The 21,916-nt window shown below is 64.8% G+C and carries 25 protein-coding genes; 18 read left to right on the top strand and 7 right to left on the bottom strand.

All coding sequences use genetic code 11. The features are described from left to right. Positions 1-3 precede the first annotated feature (3 nt). Positions 4-921 (bottom strand): ABC transporter permease subunit, encoded by a 918-nt coding sequence (locus ASG57_RS34215; RefSeq protein ID WP_024340836.1) that lies wholly within the window; start codon positions 919-921, stop codon positions 4-6. A 662-nt stretch (positions 922-1,583) separates the two neighbouring features. Between ASG57_RS34215 and ASG57_RS34210 the strand changes: the two genes are divergently transcribed. After that, a complete protein-coding gene (locus ASG57_RS34210; RefSeq protein ID WP_024340835.1) occupies positions 1,584-2,108 on the top strand; it encodes a hypothetical protein in 525 nt (174 codons plus the stop codon). Here ASG57_RS34210 and ASG57_RS34205 read toward each other — a convergent pair. The 3 genes from ASG57_RS34205 to ASG57_RS34195 all read right to left on the bottom strand — a co-directional run bounded on the left by ASG57_RS34205 (position 2,070) and on the right by ASG57_RS34195 (position 4,831). Further along, positions 2,070-2,462, bottom strand: coding sequence for a carboxymuconolactone decarboxylase family protein (locus ASG57_RS34205; RefSeq protein WP_024340834.1), 393 nt, complete (start codon positions 2,460-2,462; stop codon positions 2,070-2,072). The genes ASG57_RS34210 and ASG57_RS34205 overlap by 39 nt on opposite strands. Before the next feature lie 105 nt (positions 2,463-2,567). Continuing rightward, on the bottom strand, positions 2,568-3,350 hold the full coding sequence (gene pcaD, locus ASG57_RS34200; RefSeq protein ID WP_024340833.1) for a 3-oxoadipate enol-lactonase: 783 nt from the start codon (positions 3,348-3,350) through the stop codon (positions 2,568-2,570). 125 nt (positions 3,351-3,475) lie between these two features. Beyond that, the gene (locus ASG57_RS34195) at positions 3,476-4,831 is read right to left on the bottom strand and encodes a 3-carboxy-cis,cis-muconate cycloisomerase (RefSeq protein WP_024340832.1); all 1,356 of its coding nucleotides are present in this window, start codon (positions 4,829-4,831) and stop codon (positions 3,476-3,478) included. A 171-nt stretch (positions 4,832-5,002) separates the two neighbouring features. Here ASG57_RS34195 and ASG57_RS34190 point away from each other — a divergent pair, with 171 nt between their 5' ends. From ASG57_RS34190 to ASG57_RS34135, 12 genes are all read left to right on the top strand, one after another. After that, positions 5,003-5,449: an SRPBCC family protein gene (locus ASG57_RS34190; protein WP_024340831.1), complete on the top strand. Its 447-nt coding sequence runs from the start codon at positions 5,003-5,005 to the stop codon at positions 5,447-5,449. Positions 5,450-5,584: 135 nt separating this feature from the next. After that, positions 5,585-6,070 (top strand): (2Fe-2S)-binding protein, encoded by a 486-nt coding sequence (locus ASG57_RS34185; RefSeq protein ID WP_014494194.1) that lies wholly within the window; start codon positions 5,585-5,587, stop codon positions 6,068-6,070. A gap of 27 nt (positions 6,071-6,097) precedes the next feature. Then, a complete protein-coding gene (locus tag ASG57_RS34180; RefSeq protein WP_024340830.1) occupies positions 6,098-6,904 on the top strand; it encodes an FAD binding domain-containing protein in 807 nt (268 codons plus the stop codon). Positions 6,905-6,966: 62 nt separating this feature from the next. Then, entirely contained in the window at positions 6,967-7,890 is a 924-nt protein-coding gene (locus ASG57_RS34175) for an AAA family ATPase (RefSeq protein ID WP_024340829.1), read from the top strand. A gap of 137 nt (positions 7,891-8,027) precedes the next feature. Further along, positions 8,028-9,230, top strand: a complete 1,203-nt coding sequence (locus tag ASG57_RS34170) for a vWA domain-containing protein (RefSeq protein WP_024340828.1) — start codon at positions 8,028-8,030, stop codon at positions 9,228-9,230. 10 nt (positions 9,231-9,240) lie between these two features. After that, complete coding sequence (locus ASG57_RS34165; protein ID WP_008564652.1) at positions 9,241-9,564, top strand: XdhC family protein; 324 nt, start codon at positions 9,241-9,243, stop codon at positions 9,562-9,564. A 2-nt stretch (positions 9,565-9,566) separates the two neighbouring features. Then, on the top strand, positions 9,567-10,268 hold the full coding sequence (locus tag ASG57_RS34160) for an XdhC family protein (protein ID WP_024340827.1): 702 nt from the start codon (positions 9,567-9,569) through the stop codon (positions 10,266-10,268). After that, a complete protein-coding gene (locus ASG57_RS34155; RefSeq protein WP_024340826.1) occupies positions 10,265-11,869 on the top strand; it encodes an NTP transferase domain-containing protein in 1,605 nt (534 codons plus the stop codon). The genes ASG57_RS34160 and ASG57_RS34155 overlap by 4 nt, the downstream gene beginning before the upstream one ends. A 148-nt stretch (positions 11,870-12,017) precedes the next feature. Continuing rightward, the gene (locus ASG57_RS34150) at positions 12,018-12,407 is read left to right on the top strand and encodes a DUF4189 domain-containing protein (RefSeq protein WP_024340825.1); all 390 of its coding nucleotides are present in this window, start codon (positions 12,018-12,020) and stop codon (positions 12,405-12,407) included. Positions 12,408-12,558: 151 nt separating this feature from the next. Further along, positions 12,559-12,969, top strand: a complete 411-nt coding sequence (locus tag ASG57_RS34145) for a DUF2000 family protein (protein ID WP_024340824.1) — start codon at positions 12,559-12,561, stop codon at positions 12,967-12,969. 143 nt (positions 12,970-13,112) lie between these two features. Beyond that, positions 13,113-14,138: an alcohol dehydrogenase AdhP gene (gene adhP / locus ASG57_RS34140; RefSeq protein ID WP_024340823.1), complete on the top strand. Its 1,026-nt coding sequence runs from the start codon at positions 13,113-13,115 to the stop codon at positions 14,136-14,138. A gap of 19 nt (positions 14,139-14,157) precedes the next feature. Beyond that, the gene (locus ASG57_RS34135) at positions 14,158-15,438 is read left to right on the top strand and encodes a family 4 glycosyl hydrolase (RefSeq protein WP_057199051.1); all 1,281 of its coding nucleotides are present in this window, start codon (positions 14,158-14,160) and stop codon (positions 15,436-15,438) included. A gap of 27 nt (positions 15,439-15,465) precedes the next feature. Here the strand turns inward: ASG57_RS34135 and ASG57_RS34130 are convergent, their stop codons facing one another. The 3 genes from ASG57_RS34130 to ASG57_RS34120 are packed head-to-tail and all read right to left on the bottom strand — an operon-like array spanning position 15,466 to position 16,685. Continuing rightward, complete coding sequence (locus ASG57_RS34130) at positions 15,466-15,879, bottom strand: GFA family protein (RefSeq protein WP_024340821.1); 414 nt, start codon at positions 15,877-15,879, stop codon at positions 15,466-15,468. A 12-nt stretch (positions 15,880-15,891) separates the two neighbouring features. Further along, on the bottom strand, positions 15,892-16,353 hold the full coding sequence (locus ASG57_RS34125; protein ID WP_024340820.1) for an SRPBCC family protein: 462 nt from the start codon (positions 16,351-16,353) through the stop codon (positions 15,892-15,894). Beyond that, on the bottom strand, positions 16,350-16,685 hold the full coding sequence (locus tag ASG57_RS34120) for an ArsR/SmtB family transcription factor (protein ID WP_024340819.1): 336 nt from the start codon (positions 16,683-16,685) through the stop codon (positions 16,350-16,352). Before ASG57_RS34120 ends, ASG57_RS34125 begins: the two co-directional genes overlap by 4 nt. 106 nt (positions 16,686-16,791) lie before the next feature. Between ASG57_RS34120 and ASG57_RS34115 the strand changes: the two genes are divergently transcribed. The 5 genes from ASG57_RS34115 to ASG57_RS34095 all read left to right on the top strand — a co-directional run bounded on the left by ASG57_RS34115 (position 16,792) and on the right by ASG57_RS34095 (position 21,811). Next, complete coding sequence (locus tag ASG57_RS34115; RefSeq protein ID WP_024340818.1) at positions 16,792-17,487, top strand: TetR/AcrR family transcriptional regulator; 696 nt, start codon at positions 16,792-16,794, stop codon at positions 17,485-17,487. Then, positions 17,484-18,287, top strand: coding sequence for an HlyD family secretion protein (locus ASG57_RS34110; RefSeq protein WP_024340817.1), 804 nt, complete (start codon positions 17,484-17,486; stop codon positions 18,285-18,287). Before ASG57_RS34115 ends, ASG57_RS34110 begins: the two co-directional genes overlap by 4 nt. Continuing rightward, the gene (locus ASG57_RS34105) at positions 18,284-19,216 is read left to right on the top strand and encodes an ABC transporter ATP-binding protein (protein WP_024340816.1); all 933 of its coding nucleotides are present in this window, start codon (positions 18,284-18,286) and stop codon (positions 19,214-19,216) included. The genes ASG57_RS34110 and ASG57_RS34105 overlap by 4 nt, the downstream gene beginning before the upstream one ends. Continuing rightward, on the top strand, positions 19,213-20,376 hold the full coding sequence (locus ASG57_RS34100; protein ID WP_057199050.1) for an ABC transporter permease: 1,164 nt from the start codon (positions 19,213-19,215) through the stop codon (positions 20,374-20,376). The genes ASG57_RS34105 and ASG57_RS34100 overlap by 4 nt, the downstream gene beginning before the upstream one ends. Positions 20,377-20,503: 127 nt before the next feature. Continuing rightward, a complete protein-coding gene (locus tag ASG57_RS34095) occupies positions 20,504-21,811 on the top strand; it encodes an adenylate/guanylate cyclase domain-containing protein (RefSeq protein ID WP_024340814.1) in 1,308 nt (435 codons plus the stop codon). Positions 21,812-21,916 lie beyond the last annotated feature (105 nt).

The raw sequence follows: 21,916 nt of genomic DNA, 5'->3' as shown, positions 1-21,916 counted from the left end.
CCGTCAGACTTTTTCGACTTCGGGGCGGCCGAGCAGGCCGGTCGGCATGAAGATCAGCACGACGATCAGGATCGAGAACGCCGCGACGTCCTTGTATTCGACCGAGAAATAGGCCGACCAGAACGTCTCGATCAGACCGATCGCAAGCCCGCCGAGCATGGCGCCCGGCAGCGAGCCGATGCCTCCGAGCACGGCGGCGGTGAATGCCTTGATGCCCGCGACGAAGCCCATGAAGAAATCGACGAGGCCGTAATAGAGCAGGTACATCAGGCCGGCGACCGCGGCGAGCGCGGCGCCGATCACGAAGGTCATCGAGATGGTGCGGTCGACGTCGACGCCGAGCAGCGCCGCCATGGTCTGGTCCTGCTCGCAGGCCCGCATGTCGCGCCCGAGCCGGGTGCGCGAGACCAGCCAGGTGAAGATCGCCAGCAACACGATGGTGGTGATGACCACCATGATCTGGATGTTGGAGAGCTGGATGACAAAGCCGTCCTGGCTCTCATGCAGCGTGTAGCCGCCGGTGATGAAGGGCGGGATCGGCTTGACGCGCGCGCCTTGCGCCACCTGCGAATAGTTAGTCAGCACGAAGGACATGCCGATCGCGGACAGCATCGGGGCAAGACGGAAGGAATGACGCAGCGGCCGGTAGGCGATGCGCTCGATGGTCCAGCCATAAAGCGCCGTGATTGCCATCGAGACCAGGAGCACCACCAGCAGGATCAGGGGGATCGCGGTGAGGCCGAGCGAGATCAGGATCAGGAAGGTGATCAGCGCAATGAAGCCGCCGATCATGAAGACGTCGCCATGGGCGAAGTTGATCATGCCGACGATGCCGTAGACCATCGTGTAGCCGATCGCGATCAGGCCGTAGATGGAGCCGAGCACGAGGCCGTTGATGAGCTGCTGGGCGAAATAATCCATGGGCTGCCGTACCACACCTGACGCAGGCTCAAAGGGAGCTCTTCGAGAGAGAGTTCTTGGGCCCCGGCAGCCCTTGAGCGTTCTTCGGGTTTTGTAACAGGAGGGAACTGGCAGCTGCAACTGGCCCGGTCTCCACCTAAAGGCTTGTACAGAGATCATTTTGGGTCCCGGGGTTCCCGAGATTGCGAGGAACCCGGTTCCGCAAGGGGCCAAGATGAGATGCCAGCCGTTGTCTCGTTCCAGCAATCGGGTCAGCAGAGTCAGAACCCCCGGCCAGCAGAGCCCAGGACAGCAGCAGGGCGGCGGTCAGAAACCTGGGCAGCAGGAAGACCCGCGTCAGGGCGGTCAGCTGGCAGCAGGGTAGCCCGCGGTCAGAATATGAAGGTCCGGGAGCCCGAAGATGAGAGCACCAGGAGTGAGGAGACCTGGCCCGCCGAAAGCTGGGGCCTCTTCTTAGGGGAGTTTCCGGGGCAGCTCGAATAGCCGAGCGCGGACTCTCGAGATTCCGGTCATGGTGCTGTGCACCATCTCAAAATGACGACGTCCGCGGGGCAGTTAAGGTAAACAAAGGGTTTAAATTGCCGCCACAGGCCGATGCGAGTTAGCTCCGGCGAAGCCGCCGCCTTTTCGTCAAGGCATCGGCAAACCAAGCGGGAAGCGGCATGTTCAGGAATTGGCGGATCGGCTCGGTCAACGGCGCGCTGCTGGCGGCCTATTTCATTCCCGTATGGAGCCTCGTCGCCTTCAACATCATTGTCGCTCCCGTGCACGGCCTTTACGAGCGGCCGAGCGTTGCCGTTGCGTTGTACCTCAGCGACCACCTTCAGATGGCGGGGATGGACACGGTCCGCGCCGCCTGGCTGCTCGCGCTGGGGCGGGTGACGGTGGTGGCGTTCTTCGCGATCTACCTCGTGCTGCTCTGCATTCCCCGAATCCGCAGGAACGGCGGCAGCGACGAGGCGCTCGGCATCGCGCTGGCGATCGGCAGCCTAATCTCGTTTGCCAGCATGGTGATGGCCTCCAAGGTCGGCGAGATGGCAGCGCTCCGGCTGCATGCCACCGAGCTCCTGCTCTTGCTCGGAGCCGCGATCGTGGTCGTGATCGAGAAGCCGGCGGCAGCATCGAAGACCGCGGAGATTGCCGCCCCGCTAGGTCTTGAGCAGGCCGAGCTCCTGCACAATCGCTGAGGCTTCCTTCACGGCGTGGTTCGCCGCCGGCACGCCGCAATAGATCGCCTGCTGCAGCAGGATTTCCTTGATGTCGTCGGGCGTGAAGCCGCCCTCGGCGAGCGCCGCGCGCACATGCAGGCGGAATTCGTCCCATTGCCCGAGCGCGACCATGGTGCCGATCACCAGCACCCGACGGGTGCGCTCGTCGAAATGCGGCCGCGTCCAGATTTCGCCCCAGGCGTAGCGCGTGATCAGGTCCTGAAAGTCGGTATTGAACGCATTGCGGTTCGCGATCGACTTGTCGACCCATGCATTGCCCAGCACCTTGCGGCGCACGTTCATGCCGGCATCGCGGCGCTTCTGGTCGTCCATGTGTTTTCCTCCTTCGCCATTGCGAGGAGAAGCGGCGAAGCCATCCAGACGTCTCCGCTGCGGGATCTCTGGATTGCTTCGCTGCGCTCGCAATGACGGCTGTGGTTAGCGCTGCGTCAGGAACCCCACCACCGCATCCGTGAACGCGTGCGGCTGCTCGACGTTCGAGATGTGCGCGGCGTCGATGATGGTCATGCTGGCGCCGGGAATGTTGGAGCGGATCAGTTCGGCCGCCGAGATCGGTGTCGCCGCATCGTGGCGGCCGGCGATCACCAGCGTGGGGCTCTTGATCTTCGGCAGTAGCGCGCGCTGGTCGAGTGTCGACAGCGCCTCGCAGCAGGCAAGGTAGCCCTCGACCGGGGAAGCAAGCAGCATCGACTTCATCTTCGCGGTGATCTCAGGCTCGCGCTCGCGGAAATCCTGGGTCAGCCAGCCCGCGATCACGGCATCGGCGACGGCGGCGATGCCGCCCTCCTTAACCGCCTTGATGCGGTTGTGCCAGTTTGTTGGATCGGGATAGTAGCAGGACGTGTTGGCAAGGACGAGCTTGCCCATGCGCTCCGGCGCGTTCGCGCCCAGCCATTGTCCGACCATGCCGCCCATCGACAGCCCGCACCAGTGCACCTTCTCGATGTTGAGATCGTCGAGGATCGCGAGAACGTCGCGACCGAAGCGCTCCATCGTGTAGGGGCCAGGCGGGACATTCGACTTGCCGTGGCCGCGGCGATCGTAACGGATGACGCGGAACACCTGCGTCAGCGCCTTCATCTGCGGCTCCCACATCTGCAATGTGCAGCCGAGGGAGTTGGACAGCATCAAGGTCGGCCCGCCGTCACGGCCTTCGACCGAGACGTTGAGCAGGCAACCGTCGGCATCGATCATGGGCATGGCATGCTCCTCGTCATGGGCGGGCAATAGCGCTCAGCGCGTCTTATCCCAAATTTCCCGCGCATCCATCCAATAAGTGAATCTATCCAGGATGATGGATCGCCGGGTCAAGCCCGGCAATGACATCAGGAGAGATCCAAGGAATCCAGCAGGCGGTCGATCAGCGCCTGGGAGGCCCCTTGATAGGCCATCGGCTCGAACAATGAAGCAATTTTTTCCGGGGAAAGGTGCGTGGTGATCTGCGAATCGGCCGACAGCACCTCGCGCAGATGCTTCTTCTCGGCGACTGCGCGCTTGCTCGCGGCCTCGATCAGATGGTGCGCATCGCTCTTGCCGATCGTCTCGGCCAGCGCGAAGGTGACCGCCTCGGCCATGATCAGCCCCTGCGTCGCATCGAGATTGCTGCACATGCGCGCCGCATCGACCTCGAGACCCTCCGCGATATCGACGATGGCGGCCAGCGCGCCGGAGGTGACCAGCATCAGTTGCGGCAGGGTCGGCCATTCCGCGTGCCAGGGGCCGGCGCTGCGTTCGTGGTCCTGGACCTGCGCGGCAAAGATGGTCGCGGCGAGCTGCGGGGCCATGGTGGCGGCGCCCAACGCACTCGCGGCGGCGACCGGATTGCGCTTGTGCGGCATCGTCGAGGAGCCGCCGCGGCCTTCGCCGGCGGGCTCGAACGCCTCGCCGACGTCGGTCTGCATCAGCAGCGAGACGTCCCGTGCGATCTTGCCGCAGCTGCCGGCGAGAATGGCGAGACAGGAAGCAGCCTCGGCGATGCGGTCGCGATGGGCGTGCCAGGGCGCCTCGGGCAGCGGCAGACCGAGCTCCTGGGCCAGCCGTTCGGCCACCGCGAGCCCCTTGTCACCGAGCGCAGCGAGCGTGCCGGCCGCGCCGCCGAATTGCAGCGCCAGGCCCTCGCGGGAGAACCGCCGCAGGCGGCAACGGGCGCGGGCGAGGCTTGCGGCATATTCCGCCGCCTTGAGCCCGAACGGCATCGGCAAGGCGTGCTGCAGCCAGGTCCGCGCCACCATCGGGGTATTGCGGTGGCTGCGCGTCAGCGCGGCGAATCCCTTGATGGCGCGGCTGAGATCGGCATCCAGCGCGGCGATGCCGGCGCGGAGCGTGAGCATGGTCGCGGTGTCGATGACATCCTGGCTGGTCGCGCCCCAATGCACGTAGCGCGCAGCCTCCGCGTCGTTCCTGCCGACATTGGCGGTCAGCATCTTGACCAGGGGAATCGCGAGATTGCCCGATCGCGTCGCGGCGTCGGCCAGCGCGGCCATGTCGAAGCAATCGGCATTGCACGCAGCCTCGATCGGGCCAACGGCGGACGCCGGGATCACAGCCGTGGCGGCCTCGGCGCGTGCCAACGCTGCCTCGAAATCGAGCATGTTCTGCAGGGTAGACCGGTCGTCGCAGACCGCGCGCATCGCCGCGCTCGACAGCATCGGCGCGAGCAGGGGGGAGAGGGATGTGCTCATGTTGCGCGCGACCTAATCATCATGGCCCCGCTGTGCCAATCCCCAACCGCCTGCACACATCTTTTTGCAGTTGCGAATATGCATTGCACGTGGCTGAGCGCCGCCCTTTCCTTTGCCGCGTCCCTGCGTTACTTGATCAGCATTATAGTTGCGCGATCCGGGAGGCACCTCATGGCCATGACGATGAACGGCGAAGTCCAGCTTGCGGCGCCGCGCGAGGCCGTGTGGGCCAAGCTCAACGATCCGGAGGTGCTGAAGGCCTGCATCCCCGGCTGCGAGGAGCTGGAGAAGACCGACGACGGCGGCTTTCGCGCAACGGCAAAGATGAAGGTCGGCCCGGTGTCGGCGCGCTTCAAGGGCAAGGTCACGCTGTCCGATCTCGACCCGCCAAACGGCTACAAGATCTCCGGCGAGGGCGAGGGTGGGGTGGCCGGCTTCGCCAAGGGCGGCGCGGTGGTCAAGCTCGCCGAGAAGGACGGCGGCACGCTGCTCTCTTACGACGTCGAGGCGCAGATCGGCGGCAAGTTGGCGCAGCTCGGCCAGCGCCTCATCAACGGCACCGCCAAGAAGCTCGCCGACGAATTTTTTGCGAACTTTGCCAAGGCGGTACAGGGCTGAAACCTATCGCCTTTCGGCATGGCGGCTTGCGTCGGGGGCGATGTTGCCCCGGGGGACAATGGCCCATATGATGGGTTGGAATAATTATAAGAACCGCTTCGACGGGACCCGTCGGGGCGCTGATAGAGAGTGCTTATGGCAAAAATCTCCCTCATCGTGAACGGCAATCCTGTGACGGCCAATGTCGATCCCCGCACGCTTCTGGTGCAGTTCCTGCGCGAGAATCTGCGGCTGACGGGCACGCATGTCGGCTGCGACACCTCGCAGTGCGGCGCCTGTGTCGTGCATCTCGACGGCAAGGCCGTGAAGTCCTGCACCACGCTTGCCGTGATGGCCGACGGCCACGAGGTCAAGACGATCGAGGGACTGGCCGCCGACGGCGCGCCGCTGCATCCGATGCAGGAGGCCTTCCGCGAGCATCATGGCCTGCAGTGCGGCTTCTGCACCCCCGGCATGATCATGACCGCGATCGACATCGTCCATCGCAAAGGACACGAACTCGACGATCACACGATCCGCGAGGAGCTGGAAGGCAATCTCTGCCGCTGCACTGGTTACCAGAACATCGTCGCCTCGATCTCTGCCGGCGCCAAGGCGATGGCGAAATCCGATCTCGCGTAACGCGCATCCCGCGATCAGGACATTCAGATGTACGAATTCAAATATCATCGCCCTGGGACCGTTCGCCAGGCGGCCAATCTCCTGGTGAAGAACGAAGACGCCAAGGTGATCGCCGGCGGCCACACGCTGATTCCCGTCATGAAGCAGCGCCTCGCGAGCCCGCCGCATCTGGTCGACCTCTCCCATATCGAGGGTCTCAACGCGATCGAGATGAAGGGCCGCTCGCTGGTGATCGGCGCCACCGCCAGGCACGCCGAGGTCGCGAACTCCGCGATCGTCGGTGAGGCGATCCCGGCGCTGGCGAACCTCGCGAGTCAGATCGGCGATCCCGCCGTGCGTCACAAGGGTACGATCGGCGGATCGCTCGCCAACAACGATCCGACCGCCGACTATCCGGCCGCGGTCCTTGCGCTGGGCGCGACCATCGTCACCAACAAGCGTCGCCTCAAGGCGGAAGAGTTCTTCCAGGGCCTGTTCACGACGGCGCTCGAAGCCGACGAGATCATCACCAAGGTGATGTTCCCGCTGCCGAAAAAGGCAGCCTACATCAAGTTCCGCAACCAGGCCTCCCGTTACGCGCTGGTCGGTGTTTTCGTGGCGCGCCGTCCGTCGGACGTGCGCGTTGCCGTCACCGGTGCCGGCTCAGAGGGCGTATTTCGCGTCACCGCGTTCGAGGAGGCTCTCAAGAAGCGCTTCGCCTCGAAGGCGCTGGAAGGCATCGCGGTGCCGGCCGAAGGCCTCAACAGCGACATCCACGGCAGCGCAGAGTATCGTGCGCATCTCATCGGGGTGCTGACTCGGCGTGCCGTCGACGCCGCCAATGCCAAGGAATGAGCTGAACTCGTTCCTCGGTCCACACCTGTCCCTGGCGAGGGCGTAGCAAGACTGGCTTTTTCATGACTTCAGCGGCCAATTCTTCCGGTGCTTTGCCGGCATCGGTCGACGCGATGCTCGAACTTCTGACGTCGCGCGGTTACCTCGCTGAGCGGTCGCTGGCGACGGTGACCTTTCTGTCGCTGCGCATGGGCCGGCCGCTGTTCCTGGAGGGCGAGGCCGGCGTCGGCAAGACCGAGATCGCCAAAGTGCTCTCGGCGGCGCTGGGGCGGAGGCTGATCCGCCTGCAGTGCTACGAGGGTCTCGACGTTTCCTCGGCGGTCTACGAGTGGAACAGCGCCGCGCAGATGATTGCGATCCGGATGGCGGAGGCCGCCGGCGACACCGATCGCGACCAGCTCTCGAGCGACATCTTCGCCGACCGCTACTTGATCAAGCGGCCGTTGCTTCAGGCGCTGGAGCCCGACGTTGCCGGTCCGCCGGTGCTGCTGATTGACGAACTCGACCGCGCCGACGAGGCGTTCGAGGCGTACCTGCTCGAAATCCTCAGCGATTTCCAGGTGACCATTCCCGAATTCGGCACCGTGAAGGCGCCGCACCCCCCGATCGTCATCATCACCTCGAACCGCACCCGCGAGATCCACGACGCGCTGAAGCGGCGTTGTCTCTATCACTGGGTCGATTATCCCGCTGCCGAGCGCGAGCTTGCGATCGTCAAGACGCGCGTGCCAGGCATCTCTGCGAAGCTGTCACAGCAGGTCGTGCGCTTCGTCCAGGCTTTGCGCAACCAGGACTTCTACAAGTCGCCGGGCGTCGCCGAGACCATCGATTGGGCCACCGCGCTGTCCGAGCTCGATGCGCGTTCGCTCACCCCCCAAGTGGTCGGCGACACGCTGGGTGCGCTGCTCAAGTATCAGGACGACATCACCCGAATGCAGGGCGATGCCCTGCAGAAGGTGCTGAAGGAAGCGACGAGCGAGAATTGATCTCGCGTGCGTCATAGCTGCTCCCGTCATTCCGGCGCGACGCGCAAGCGTCGAGCCCGGAATCCATAACACGATCGGGAGCATGGATTCGGGGCTCGCGCCAAGTGGCGCGCCCCCGAGGGGATGGATACGAGACCATGGCCATCAACCACCTTGCCCCCGAGCAAACCGAGCAGTTCGCCGACAACATCGTCGGCTTCGCCCGCGCGCTGCGTGCAGCCGGCCTGCCGGTCGGGCCCGGCGCGGTGATCGATGCGATGAGCGCATTGCAGGCAATCGACATCGGCAACCGCAGCGATGTCTTCACCACGCTGGAGGCGATCTTCGTCAAGCGGCACGAGCATGCGCTGATCTTCAAGCAGGCCTTCAACCTGTTCTTCCGCGCCTCTGAAGAGTGGAAGCACATGCTGGATTCGGTGCCGCTGCCGGACGAGGCCAAGAAGAAGCCGCAGGCCGGCTCGCGCCGCGTGCAGGAAGCGATGTCGCAGCCGCGCATGACCGAGACGCCGCAGCACCAGGAGCAGGATCTGCGCCTGTCGGTCTCCGACAAGGAGATCCTCCAGAAGAAGGACTTTGCGCAGATGAGCGCTGCGGAGATTGCCGAGGCGCTGCGTGCCGTCGAGCGGATGCGGCTGCCGCAGGCCGAGCTTCTAACGCGCCGGCACCGGCCCGATCGGCGCGGGCTTCGCCTCGACCTGCGCCGTACGCTGCGCGCATCGCTCCGCACCGGTGGCGATATCATCGACATCCATCGCCTCGGGCGGATCGAGAAGCCGGCGCCGATCGTCGCGCTGCTCGACATCTCGGGCTCGATGAGCGAGTACACCCGCCTGTTCCTGCACTTCCTCCACGCCATCACGGACGCGCGCAAGCGCGTCTCGGTGTTCCTGTTCGGCACCCGCCTCACCAATGTCAGTCGCGCGCTGCGCCAGCGCGATCCCGACGAGGCGCTGGCGAGCTGCTCGGCCTCGGTCGAGGATTGGGCCGGCGGCACCCGCATCTCGGCCTCGCTGCACAACTTCAATAAATTGTGGGCGCGGAGGGTGCTGAGCCAGGGCGCCATCGTGCTCCTGATCTCCGACGGGCTGGAACGGGAGGCCGATTCCAAGCTGGCCTTCGAGATGGATCGGCTGCACCGGTCCTGCCGAAGGCTGATCTGGCTCAATCCGCTGTTGCGGTTCGGGGGCTTCGAGGCCAAGGCGCAGGGCATCAAAATGATGCTGCCCCACGTTGACGAATTCCGCCCCGTGCATAATTTGAGTTCGATCCAGGAGCTGATCACGACGCTCTCCCAGCCGCTGCCGCCGCATCACCGCAGCCTGATCCGCTCCGCAGCTTGAGAGGCACCCCATGCTCGATCGCGACGAGGACATTCTGAAGGCGGCGGAGGATTGGCAGAAGGCCGGCCGTGGCGTCGCGCTCGCCACCGTCGTGGAGACCTGGGGTTCGGCGCCGCGCCCGGCGGGCTCGAGCCTCGTCATCAACGACGAAGGCACATTCCTGGGCTCGGTCTCCGGCGGCTGCGTCGAGGGCGCCGTGGTCACCGAGGCGATGGACGTGATCGAGAGCGGCAAGCCCAAGATGCTGGAGTTCGGCGTTGCCGACGAGACCGCCTGGAACGTCGGTCTGTCCTGCGGCGGCACCATCCGCGTCTTCGTCGAGAAGGTCGGTTAGCCGTGAAGCTCGAGATCCTGCACGAACTCAATGCCGAGCGCGCCGCGCGCCGGCCGGTGATCCTGGTGACTGACACCGACAGCGGCGAGCAACGCCTGGTGAAGGCCAGGGATTTTGCGAAAGATCCTCTGCGCGCCGAGCTCGAAAAGCAGCTTCGCATGGGCAAGAGCGCCAGTGTCGAGGCCGGGGGCAAGAAGCTGTTTCTCAACGTCTACGCGCCGACGGCCAAGCTCGTCATCATCGGTGCGGTCCACATCAGCCAGGCGCTGGCGCCGCTCGCGCGCTCCCTCGGCTATGACGTCACTGTGGTTGATCCGCGCACGGCCTTTGCCAGCCCCGAGCGTTTTCCCGACATCCCGCTGATCGCGGAATGGCCCGACACGGCGCTGCCGCCGCTCAATGTCGATGCCTACACCGCATTCGTCGCGGTGACGCACGATCCCAAGATCGACGATCCCGCGCTGTTGCATGCCTTTGAACGCAACTGCTTCTACATCGGCGCGCTCGGCTCGCGAAAGACGCATGCCAAACGCGCCGACCGGCTGCGGGCGCAGGGCGCCAAGGAAAGCGACATCGCACGCATCCACGCGCCCATCGGGCTTGCGATCGGGGCAGTCTCTCCCTCCGAGATCGCGGTGTCGATCATGGCCGAGATCACGGCGGTGCTTCGTCTGCCTCCCAAAGAAAAAGAAGAAGCGGCATGAAGTTCGGACCGGCGAGCCCCAGGGATGCGATCGGAGGGGTGACCGTCCACACCCTGCGTCAGGGACCGCTGGTTCTGAAGAAAGGTACGACGATCGGACCGGCGGAGGCCGAGGCGCTGGAGCGCGCCAGCATCAAGGACATTGTCGTGGTGCGGATGGAGGAGGGCGACGTCTCCGAGGACATTGCAGCCGCCAGCATCGCGCTCGCCATTGGCGGCGAGGGCATCCATGTCGAACGCGCCTTCACCGGCCGCGCCAATCTGTTTGCTGCGCGCCCGGGCGTGCTGGTGATCGACCGCGCCGCGGTCGATCGTATCAATAACATCGACGAGGCCATCACCTTCGCGACGCTCACCCCGTTCAAGCCGGTGGTCGAGGGCGAGATGGTCGGCACCGTCAAGATCATCCCTTTCGGCGTCGAGGGACGTTTGCGCGATGCTGCCGTGCAGGCCGCCGGCAAGGACGTGCTGAAGGTCGCGCCCTACGTGATCAAGCGCGTCGGTGTGGTCTCGACGCTGCTGCCCGGCCTCTCCTCCAAGGTGATCGACAAGACGTTGCGCGTCACCGCCGAGCGCCTTGCTCCAGCCGGCGCCGGCATCATCGCCGAGCGGCGGGTCCCGCACGAGGAGCAGGCGCTGTCGGCCGCGATCAAGGAATTGCTCGGCCTTGGTGCCGAGCTCGTCATCGTGTTCGGCGCCTCCGCCATTGCCGATCGCCGCGACGTTATCCCGGCGGCCGTCACCGGCATCGGCGGCGAGATCGAGCATTTCGGCATGCCGGTCGATCCCGGCAACCTCTTGCTGATCGCCCGTGCTGGCGAGGTGCCCGTGCTGGGCGCGCCGGGTTGCGCGCGCTCGCCGGTCGAGAACGGGTTTGACTGGGTCTTGATGCGGCTGCTCGCCGGCATCAAGGTGACGCGGTCCGAGCTGATGGGCATGGGCGTCGGCGGCCTCCTGATGGAGATCGTGACGCGGCCGCAGCCGCGCGCCAAGCCGGAGACCGAAGGCAATAGCCAGGTCGCGGCCATCGTGCTTGCCGCGGGGCGCTCGACCCGGATGGGCGGGCCGAACAAGCTGCTCGCCGAACTCGACGGCAAGAAGCTGGTGCGCCTCGCGACCGAGCAGGCGCTGGCCTCCAAGGCCTCCGAGGTGATCGTCGTCACCGGTCATCAGGCCGAGCTGGTCGAGCAGGCGCTGCAAGGCCTGAAGGTGAAGTTCGTCCGCAATCCGGAGTTCGCCGGTGGCATCGCCAGTTCGGTCAAGGCGGGCATGGCGGCCGTGCCCGAGGCGTGCGACGGCGCTGTCGTGTGTCTCGGCGACATGCCGTTGATCGACGCCGGGCTGATCGACCGTCTCATCGACAGCTTTGCCCCCGACTGCGGCAATCTCATCGTCGTACCGGTCAGCGAGGGCCGCCGCGGCAACCCCGTGCTGTGGTCGCGCCGCTTCTTCAAGGAGTTGATGACGCTCGACGGCGACGTCGGCGCGCGTCATCTGATCGCCAAGCACACCGAGGCGGTCGCCGAAGTGCCCGTCGACGGCGAAAGTGCCTTCCTCGACATCGACACGCCGCAGGCGCTGGAGGCGGCAAGACGGGGATGAAGGTGCCGCAGCAGCGCCGGGTCGATTAGCCGAAGGCGCAATCCACCCCGCGACACGTCCCCGTCCGCCAAGCTCAACCACCCGTTCACCGTCTGGAAACGACCGCCGATTAGACTCCCATCGCCTTGCCTGGGGGGAGGGTTTTTCCATGGCTTCGAATGCCGTCGCGCGCCGTTTCGCGATGTTTTGCGTTGTCTTGTCTGTTGCCGTTACGGGCGCCCGCTACATTACTGAAGCCCACGCCGCCGGCGCATTTGCAGTCGGCAAATGCGGCGCCTATGGCCAAGCGTATGATTACGACGCCGAGCATGAGGCGCGCGCCGCGGCGCAGAAGCAGTGCAAGGGCGATTGCACGACCGTAACGATGAAGCGCGCCTGCGCCGCAATGTCGGTCGATCTCACCAATCCCTGCGGCGCCTATGGCTATGCCGTCAAGCCGAAGATTTCGGCCTCGCTCAATGCCGCCACGCGCGAATGCTACAAGTATGGTGGCAAGGAATGCGTGATCCGCGCCTGGGCCTGCGACGCCAAGGGTTGATTCCTCTTGCTGTCATTCCGGGGCGATGCGTAGCATCGAACCCGCAATCCATTCGTCCCCTTGCCTTGTGGCGCGATGGATTCTCAGGTGCGCAATTGCGCTCCGTAGCTTGCGCCAAGTGGCGCGCCCGGAATGACAATCGAGGGAATGCATGCAGTTCGACACCAAGATCGCCGTGGTGATCCGCACCGATCTTCAAGCCTGGCAGAAGCTCAACGTCGCGTCCTTTCTCACCAGCGGCATTGCCGCAGCCTTTCCCGAATGCATTGGCGAGGCCTATGAAGACGCCTCGGGTACCAAGTATCACGCACTGATCGGCCAGCCGATCCTGATCTACGGCGCCGACGGGGCCGCATTGTCGCGCGCGCTGGACCGCGCGCTCACCCGCAATGTCAAGCCGGCGGTCTACACCGAGGACATGTTCAGGACCACGCACGATGCCGCCAATCGCGAGGCGGTCAGGGCCGTCGCACGCGCCGACCTCAATCTCGTCGGCATTGCGATGCGCGCCGAACGGAAGGTGATCGACAAGATCGTCGATGGCCTCAAGTTCCATAGCTGAGGGCGTTGGTCGTCGCTTCTCGTTGTCATCGTGGTGTCACGATGGCGGAAGTGCTTGCGCAAACTTTGTGCTCTTTGACGCCGGTCAAGAGCAAGGCCCCCGGCATGGCTAATCTGCCCCAGCCAACGCAAAGGAGCAGACCGATGCCGACCATGAAAGCTGCAGTCGTCAGACAATTCGGCAAGCCGCTGGTGATCGAGGATGTGCCGGTGCCGCAGCCCGGTCCCGGCGAGGTCCTGGTGAAGGTCAAGGCCTGCGGCGTCTGTCACACCGATCTGCATGCCGCCTCCGGGGACTGGCCGGTGAAGCCGGTTCCACCCTTCATTCCCGGCCATGAGGCGGCGGGCATCGTCGCCGCGATCGGGCCCGGTGTGAAGAATCTGAAGGTCGGCGATGCCGTCGGGGTCGCCTGGCTGCACGACGCCTGCATGTCGTGCGAGTATTGCGAGACCGGCTGGGAGACGCTGTGCGAGCACCAGCACAACACCGGCTACAGCGTGAACGGCGGTTTCGCCGAATATGTCATCGCTTCGGCGGCCTTCGCGGCCAAGCTGCCGGCAACCGTCGATTTTGCCGCCATCGCGCCGATCCTGTGCGCCGGCGTCACCACCTACAAGGGACTGAAGGAGACCGAGGCGAAGCCCGGCGAGTGGGTGGTGATCTCGGGCGTCGGCGGGCTCGGCCATGTCGCGGTTCAATACGCCAAGGCGATGGGTCTCAAGGTTGCGGCCGTCGATATCGCCGAGGACAAGCTCGACCTGGCCCGTGAGACCGGTGCCGATCTTGCGGTGAACGCGCTCGCCGCCGATGCGGTGGACAAGGTGCTGGAAGCGACCGGAGGCGGGGCGCATGGTGTGCTGGTGACTGCGGTCTCCACCCCGGCGTTCGCCCAGGCGCTGAAGATGGTGCGCCGCAAGGGGACCGTCAGCCTCGTCGGGCTGCCGCCGGGCGAATTTCCGACTCCGATTTTCGACGTCGTGCTCAAGCGCATCACTGTGCGCGGCTCGATCGTCGGAACCAGGCGCGACCTCGACGAGGCCATTGCTTTCGCCGCCGACGGCAAGGTCAAGGCCGAGGTCGCCAAGGTGCCGCTCGCGCAGATCAATGAGGTCTTCGACCGGATGAAGGCCGGCAAGATCGACGGCCGCATGGTGCTCGACTTCGCCTAGTCTCTGCGAGGAGCAGGGCATGGCCCGGACAACGAAGATCGTCTTTCTCGGCGCCAGCAGCGCATCCTTCGGGATGAGCATGTTCCGGGACCTGTTTTCGACCCGCGATCTCGCCGGTTCGACACTGGTCCTGGTCGGACGAAACGTCGACCGGCTTGGCCGGTCGACGCGGCTTGCCAAACTGCTCAACGAGAAATCCGGCGCCGGCTATGTCGTCGAGGCTACGACGGACTGGCGCGCGGCGTTGGACGGCGCCGAGTTCGTCGTGCATTCCACCGCCATCGATCGCAATCGGTTGTGGCGGCTCGATTTCGAGATTCCGCGCAGGTTCGGCATCCGTCATACGCTGGGTGAGAACGGAGGGCCCGGCGGCTTGTTCTTCACGCTGCGCACCTTGCCGGCCGTCTTCGACTTCGTGCGCGAGATGGAGCTCCGTTGCCCACGCGCGACGTTCATCAATTTCTCCAATCCGGAAAGCCGAATCATCCTGGCGCTCGGCCGGTACAGCGGAATCCGCAGCGTCGGCCTGTGCCACGGAATATTCCTTGCCCGCGACAACGTCGCGCGAATTCTGGGGATGCCGGAGAGTCGCGTGGACGTGTGGGGTGCAGGTCTCAACCATTTCCAGTGCCTGACCGAAATTCGTGACCGCGAGACGGGCGCGGACCTCTATCCACTGCTGCGCGAAAAGGAGCGGGATTTCGATCCCGCCTTCTCACCGCTGACGCGCAAATTGTTGCACGCGTTCGGCTACTGGCTCGGCTGCGGAGACAGTCACGTGGGCGAGTATCTTTCGTTCGGCTGGGAGGCCGGCGAGGGCGGCTATAATTTCGACTGGGACGAGAGCGAGCGCGCGAAACTGACGCGGCTGATCGACGACGTGCTCGCAGGTCGGGCCGAGATGCCGGACTGGTGGTCGATGCCCTCGGGCGAGCGAGCGATCGGCATCATCGCCGCCATTGTCCATAACCGCAAGCAACTCGTCGAATCCGCGGTCGTTCACAATCGACAGGTGATCCCGAACCTGCCGGCCGATGCCGCCGTGGAGGTGCCGGTGGAAGTAGATGCTGCCGGCATCCATCCTGTCTCGCTTGGGGCGCTGCCCGACGCCGTGGCCAAGCTGATGACGATCCAGGTTCAGGTTCAGCAGATGGCGGTGGAGGCGGCCATGCACGCTTCGAAGGAGATGGCGCTGCAGGCCTTGCTGCTCGACCCCGTCGTCCATTCCGAGAAGGCCGCGCGAGGCCTGCTCGAGGAGTTGTGGGAGATCAACCGGCCCTACATCCGGCCATGCATCTGAGCCGCCGGTCACTCTCGTCGCCGTTGCTTACGCTGGCGGCATGCCTTCGAATTTCACCAGGCCAGGGCCAAGGCGATCCCAGTCGTGACCGCGCGCGGCGAAGGTGACCGCCTGCGGCTTGTAGCGGGCGGGTTCGTCGAGGCTTGCCGCCCGGATCGTGAAGACATCGGGCTGTGCCGCAAAGGTCATGTAGACGGGCACGCCGCATTTTGCGCAGAAGCCGCGCGTCTTCACATTTCCGCTGTCTGCGACCATGTCCCAGTGCGTCGCTTCACCGGTCACCGTGACGCCGGCGCGCGCGAAGGTCGCGTAGGAGCCATGCCCGCTGCCACTTTCCCGCTGGCAGTCCCGGCACTGGCAGTGATTGCTGAACAGGGGCTCCCCGAGGATCGAATAGCGGATCGCGCCGCAGGCGCAGCCGCCGGTATAGGACTTTTCCATCGCGCCATCTCCTCACTCTTCCCCGCTGATCTCGTCGAGCTTGCGGACCACCTTCTTCCAGCCGCCGCTCATGACCGTGTAGGCCGACTCGTTCCTGGGCAGGACGAAGCCTGCATGGACCAGGCGGATCCGCGTGCCGGCTTCGACCGGGGAGAGGGACCACGTCACGACGGTGTCGAGCGGTGCGCCATAGCCGGTGTTGCGTTCGTCGCCGCCCTTCCAAGAGTAGACGAGGCGGCGGTTCGGCACGACCTCGAGAACGCGGCAATGGATCACGCCGTCCCAATTGCCGCCCGGAGTGGTCTGGAATGTGAAGGAGTTGCCTTCGACGGCTTCAAAGCCGGTCGGCTGCATCAGCCAGCGCGCGATCAGCTGGGCGCTGGTCAACGCCCTCCAGATCGTCTCGGCGGTGTGAGGGAACACATCGTCGATGACGATGTCCTTTGTTTCGGCTTTCAACGCGGCAGTACTCACGGATCGATCTCCTTCAAGAAATCACGCAGGTTCTGGAAGCGCTCGCGCCAGAACACGCCGTAATGGTCCATCCAGTTGACCAGAGGCTCGAGTCCTTGCGGCGCGGCGCGGTAGTAGACGTTGCGGCCCTCGGCCCGTTCGGTGACGAGACCGGCCTGCTTGAGCGACTTCAGGTGCTGCGAGATCGCACCCTGGGTTACGCCGCTGCCACGTGTCAGCTCTGCGACGCTGATCTCCTTGCTCGCGAACACCCGCTCGAAAACGGCGCGGCGCGTCGGATCGGCAAGAGCGCGCATCACGGTTGTGACGGGGTTTTGGGCGGCTTCAATCATGAAGTTTCAATTAGCGAACGCTAATGCATTAGTCAACACTAATTCGTTTTGGCACCTGCCGGTTCTTGTTCTTGACAATGACTGACTAGTCAGTCATTCATCTGGGATGACCAGGAAGTCGACCAAAAGCGTTACGCGGTCCGCGGCTCGCGTCCACCAGAGCGGCGGACACTCCGAAGCCAGCGGAGCTGCTCCGGCCTCCAACCGTGCCACGCGCGCGGCGGAGCGGCGCGCGGCCATTGTGGAGGCGGCGATGGACGAATTCATCGCGCGCGGGTTTGCCGCGACGCGGCTTGACGACATTGCCAAGCGCGCCGGCGTCGCAAAGGGCACGATTTATCTGCACTTCAAGGACAAGGAATCGATGTTCGAGGAGCTGGTGCGCACCGTGATCGTGCCGGTGGTCACGCGCCTCACGACGCTGCCGCCGCCCGCCGGAACGGTGCGTGAAGTCATCGAGACGTTTGCCGGCAATTTCCTGAAGGAGGTGATCGGGACGCGTCGGGGCGATCTGGTGCGTCTGATCGTGGCGGAGGGGCCGCGCTTTCCCTCCGTGGCCGACTTCTACTATCGCGAGGTCGTCTCGCGCGGGATCGCCGCCATGCGCGCACTGATCGAGCTCGGCATTGCCCGCGGCGAGATCCGTCAGAAGGATCTCGCGCGCTATCCGCAGATCCTGGTTGCGCCCGCAATGATCGCGGTGATCTGGCAGAGCCTGTTTGCGCGGCATGCGCCGCTCGATGCGCAGGAGATGCTGCGCGTCCATCTCGATTTGATTTTTGGCGAACGGAGGACGACATGAGGTCGTCGCAAGCAGTTTTGAGGTTTGCATTGACGCTTGTGGTCGCAACCGCTCTTGCGGCCTGCAAGGAGAAGCGCGATCCCGGCTTCCAGGGCTGGGTCGAGGCCGACATGATTTTCGTCAGTCCGGACGAAGCGGGTCGGATCACCAGGCTCAACGTCCGCGAGGGTGACGAGGTCAAGGTCGGCGATCCCCTCTATTCCGTCGATGACGATCTCCAGCGCGCCGATCTCAATCAGAACAAGGCGACGCTGGCGAACGCGCAGCAGACCTATGACCGGGCGGCTTCGCTGAGCAAGACCGGCTCGGGCACACAGGCCAACCTCGATTCCGCCGTGTCCGCCTTGCGCATCGCCGAAGCGCGAGTAGCGACCTCGGAGACGCGGATGGCGAGGCGCAAGGGCTTTGCGCCGGTTGCCGGCACCATCCAGCAGATCTATTTTCGCGAGGGCGAGATGGTGGCGGCGCAGCGGCCGGTGCTGTCGATCATGCCGCCCGGCAACATGAAGCTGCGCTTCTTCGTGCCGGAGACCGAATTGCCGAAGCTGGCGATCGGCGACACGGTGCGCATCTCCTGCGACAATTGCGCGGCCGACCTTACCGCAAAGATCTATTTCATCGCGACCTCGGCCGAATACACCCCGCCCGTCATCTATAGCCTCGATGAGCGCAACAAGCTGGTCTATCTGATCCAGGCGCGGCCCTCGCGGCCGGATGCCCTGCGGGTCGGACAGCCGATCGATGTCTATCTCAATCCCAAGAATTCCGAGCTCAAGACACCGGTGGCGGACAGACGATGAGCAGCGGCAACGACATCGCGATCGACGTCAAGGGCCTGACGAAGTCGTTCGGCGGCCGCGAGGTCGTGCACGACCTGTCGATGCAGGTGAAGCGCGGCTCGATCTACGGCTTTCTCGGGCCGAACGGCTCGGGCAAGACCACGACCATCCGCATCCTGTGCGGGCTGCTCACGCCCGACAGCGGCGAGGGCACCTGCCTCGGGTATGACATCCGCCGCGATGCCGAGAAGATCAAGCGCCGCGTCGGCTACATGACCCAGCGCTTCAGCCTCTACCAGGATCTCTCGGTGCGCGAGAACCTCGAGTTCGTGGCGCGGCTCTATGGCGTCACGGACGCGCGCGGCGCTGCGCGCGACATGATCAAGCGGCTCGGGCTCACCGGGCGAGAAGAGCAGCTTGCGGGCGAACTCTCGGGCGGGTGGAAGCAGCGGCTGGCGCTGGGGGCATGCACGCTGCCCAATCCGCAACTTTTGCTGCTCGACGAACCGACTGCCGGCGTCGATCCCAAGGCGCGGCGTGATTTCTGGAACGAGATCCACGCACTCGCAGCCGAAGGCCTCACCGTGCTGGTCTCGACCCACTACATGGACGAGGCCGAGCGCTGTCACGAGATCGCCTACATCGCCTACGGCTATCTGCTGGCGCACGGCACGGTGGAGGAGGTGATCGCGCAATCTGCGCTGGCGACCTACACGGTCACGGGCGAAGCGCTGAACGAGCTTGCGGCGGCGCTCACGGGCAAGCCCGGGATCGACATGGTGGCGCCGTTCGGCACCTCGCTGCACGTGTCGGGGCGCGACATCGCGGCGCTCGAAGACAGCATCGCGCCTTGGCGCGAGAGGGGGGGATTGCGATGGCAGAAGTCGCAACCGTCACTCGAGGACGTCTTCATCGAGCTGATGGGGCGTTCCAAGGACAACTTCCAATGAGCGGCGTCGATGCCCCTGATTCAGCCCGCGCAATGCGCGAGCGCTTCGGCTTTCTGCGGCGCTCCTACGCGATGTTGGTCAAGGAGTTCATCCAGCTCAAGCGTGATCGCGTCTCCTTCGCGATGATCGTGATGCTGCCGGTGATGCAGCTCATGCTGTTCGGCTACGCGATCAACACGACGCCGCGCAACTTGCCGAGCGCGGTGCTGCTCCAGGAGGACTCCGATCTTGCCCGCTCGATCCTGAAGGCGCTGGAGAACACCGCCTATTTCCGCTTCCTCTATGAAGTGCACCACGTCGATGATTTCGACAATCTCCTGAAATCCGGCAAGGTGCTGTTCGGTGTCGAGATCCCGCGCGGCTTCGAGCGGGCGGTACGGCGCGGCGACAAGCCGGCACTGCTGGTGGCGGCTGACGCCACCGATCCGGTCGCGGCGAGCGCGGCGATCGGCTCGCTGGGTATGGTGGTGCAGACGGCGCTCAAGCATGATCTCTATATCGGCGATCCCCCGGAGATGCCGTTCGAGATCCGCGCGCACGCCCGCTACAACCCGGCCGCGGCCTCCAGCCTGAACATTGTGCCCGGCCTCGTCGGCACCATTCTCACCATGACCATGCTGATCTTCACCGCACTGTCGGTCACGCGCGAGGTCGAGCGCGGCACCATGGAGAGCCTGTTGGCTATGCCGATCAAGCCGGTCGAAGTCATGTTCGGCAAGATCGTGCCTTACGTGCTGGTCGGTTTCCTTCAAGCGTTCCTCATTATCGGCATCGGCGTCGGTCTGTTCGGGGTGCCCGTGCTCGGCAGTCTCTTCCTGCTGGCGCTGCTCTCGACGTTGTTCATCACCACCAATCTGTCGATCGGCTATACCATCTCGACCGTGGTGCAGAACCAGCTCCAGGCCATGCAGATGTCCATGATGTTCTTCCTGCCGAGCATCCTGCTCTCAGGCTTCATGTTTCCGTTCGCCGGCATGCCCGCCTGGGCGCAATATCTGGGCGAATGCCTGCCACTGACCCACTATCTGCGGATCGTCCGCGCCATCATGCTCAAGGGTGCGAGCATGGAGAATCTGCGCTTCGACACGCTGGCGCTGGCGGCCCTGATGCTGCTGGCCATGACCATCGCCGTGACGCGCTTCCGCCGCACGCTCGATTGAGGCACAATGCCTCTCGATAGCCATTCCGGAGCACGCCTCGCGTGCGCTGTGTGCGCCATTGCGCATCTGGGAATTGCGAGATTCCGGAGACGCGACTTCGCGGCGCCCCGGAGTGACGGGGGGGGTGATGGTCAGGTTTGCAAGCAGGAAGGCACGACAGCATGCCGCCTTGTCGGCAGATTTCGAACGCGAGCTGACGCGGGAGGTGCTGCGTACCGAGCTGCTGCGGGTAAGGGCACTAATCCTCACGGGTTGCGTCATGATGCTATTCCTGACCGCGATCTATCTGATCGACCCTGCTGTGGTGAACCGCGTCTGGCGCGGGACGGAAGGACTCGTCCAGGTCTATGGCCTTCTCGTCGGCTTCATTCTGTTCGAGGTCTGGGTCCACACGCAGATCAGGAAGAACCTGCGGCTCGATCGCGATCTGCCGGTAGTCCGGCGCTATATCGGTACGCTGATCGAGACGTCGCTGCCGACGGTAATCCTCATCCTGCAAATCCGGACCATAGGCGTGGCCCAGGCGCTCGGCTTTGCCGTGCCGCTGATGTATTTCATATTCGTCATCCTCTCGACGCTGCGGCTCGATTTCTGGCTGTCCACGTTCACCGGATTCGTGGCCGGAGCCGGACTTCTGGCCATCGGCCTGTATTACAACGCGGAGAGCGAGGCCGGCGAACCGCTCGTCTACTTCCACGCCGTGCGCAGCACTATCATCCTGATCTGCGGCGTGCTGGCCGGCGCCGTCGGCGCGCAGCTCCGGCGGCAATTCGCCGCCAGCATCGCTGCGGCGACCGCCCGGGACCGTGTGACCAATCTGTTTGGCCAGCACGTCTCCCCGCAGGTGGTGGAGCGGCTGATGGCGGCGGGAACGAGCGCAACCGGTGATCTCCGCCGCGTCGCTGTGATGTTCGTGGATTTTCGCGGCTTCACTGCCGGCGCGCGGTCCCGCACGCCGCAGGAGGTGGTCGACCGGCTCGACGGCGCCTTCGCCGTACTGGTCGACATTCTCGATCGCCACGGCGGCATCGTGAACAAGTTTCTCGGTGACGGCTTCCTCGCGCTGTTCGGCGCGCCGCTGGAAGCGTCCGACGCCGCGCAGCGCGCGGTCGCCGCGGGCCGCGAGATGCTGACCGCGATGGATCGCATCAACGCCCAGAGCAGCTGGCGGCTGCGCATCGGCATCGGCATCCATTTCGGCGAAGTCGTCGCGGGCAACATCGGCTCCCCCCGGCGCAAGGAATACACCGTCATCGGCGACACCGTGAACTTCGCCTCGCGCCTGGAGGCGCTGAACAAGGAGTTCGGTTCGCAGCTCCTGATCTCCGCCTCCGTGCGTGAGGCGCTGGGCGATGATGGCAGCGATGCCGTCGCGCTCGGCGAAGTCGAGGTGCGCGGCTATGAGCGGCCGGTGGCCGTGTTTCAGCTGGGATAGCTCGCTTTGGATATCGCCGGTTGACGGCGTCTCACTCTCCCTTGCGCGGTTGCTCCGATTGCTCCGATTGCTCCGAATTTTGGGGCATGACGGCCGACGTCGCCG

This window comes from Bradyrhizobium sp. Leaf396, from assembly GCF_001424605.1.
GTDB classification, from domain to species: Bacteria; Pseudomonadota; Alphaproteobacteria; order Rhizobiales; family Xanthobacteraceae; genus Bradyrhizobium; species Bradyrhizobium japonicum_C.
This window is presented reverse-complemented; position numbering and strand designations above follow the sequence as displayed.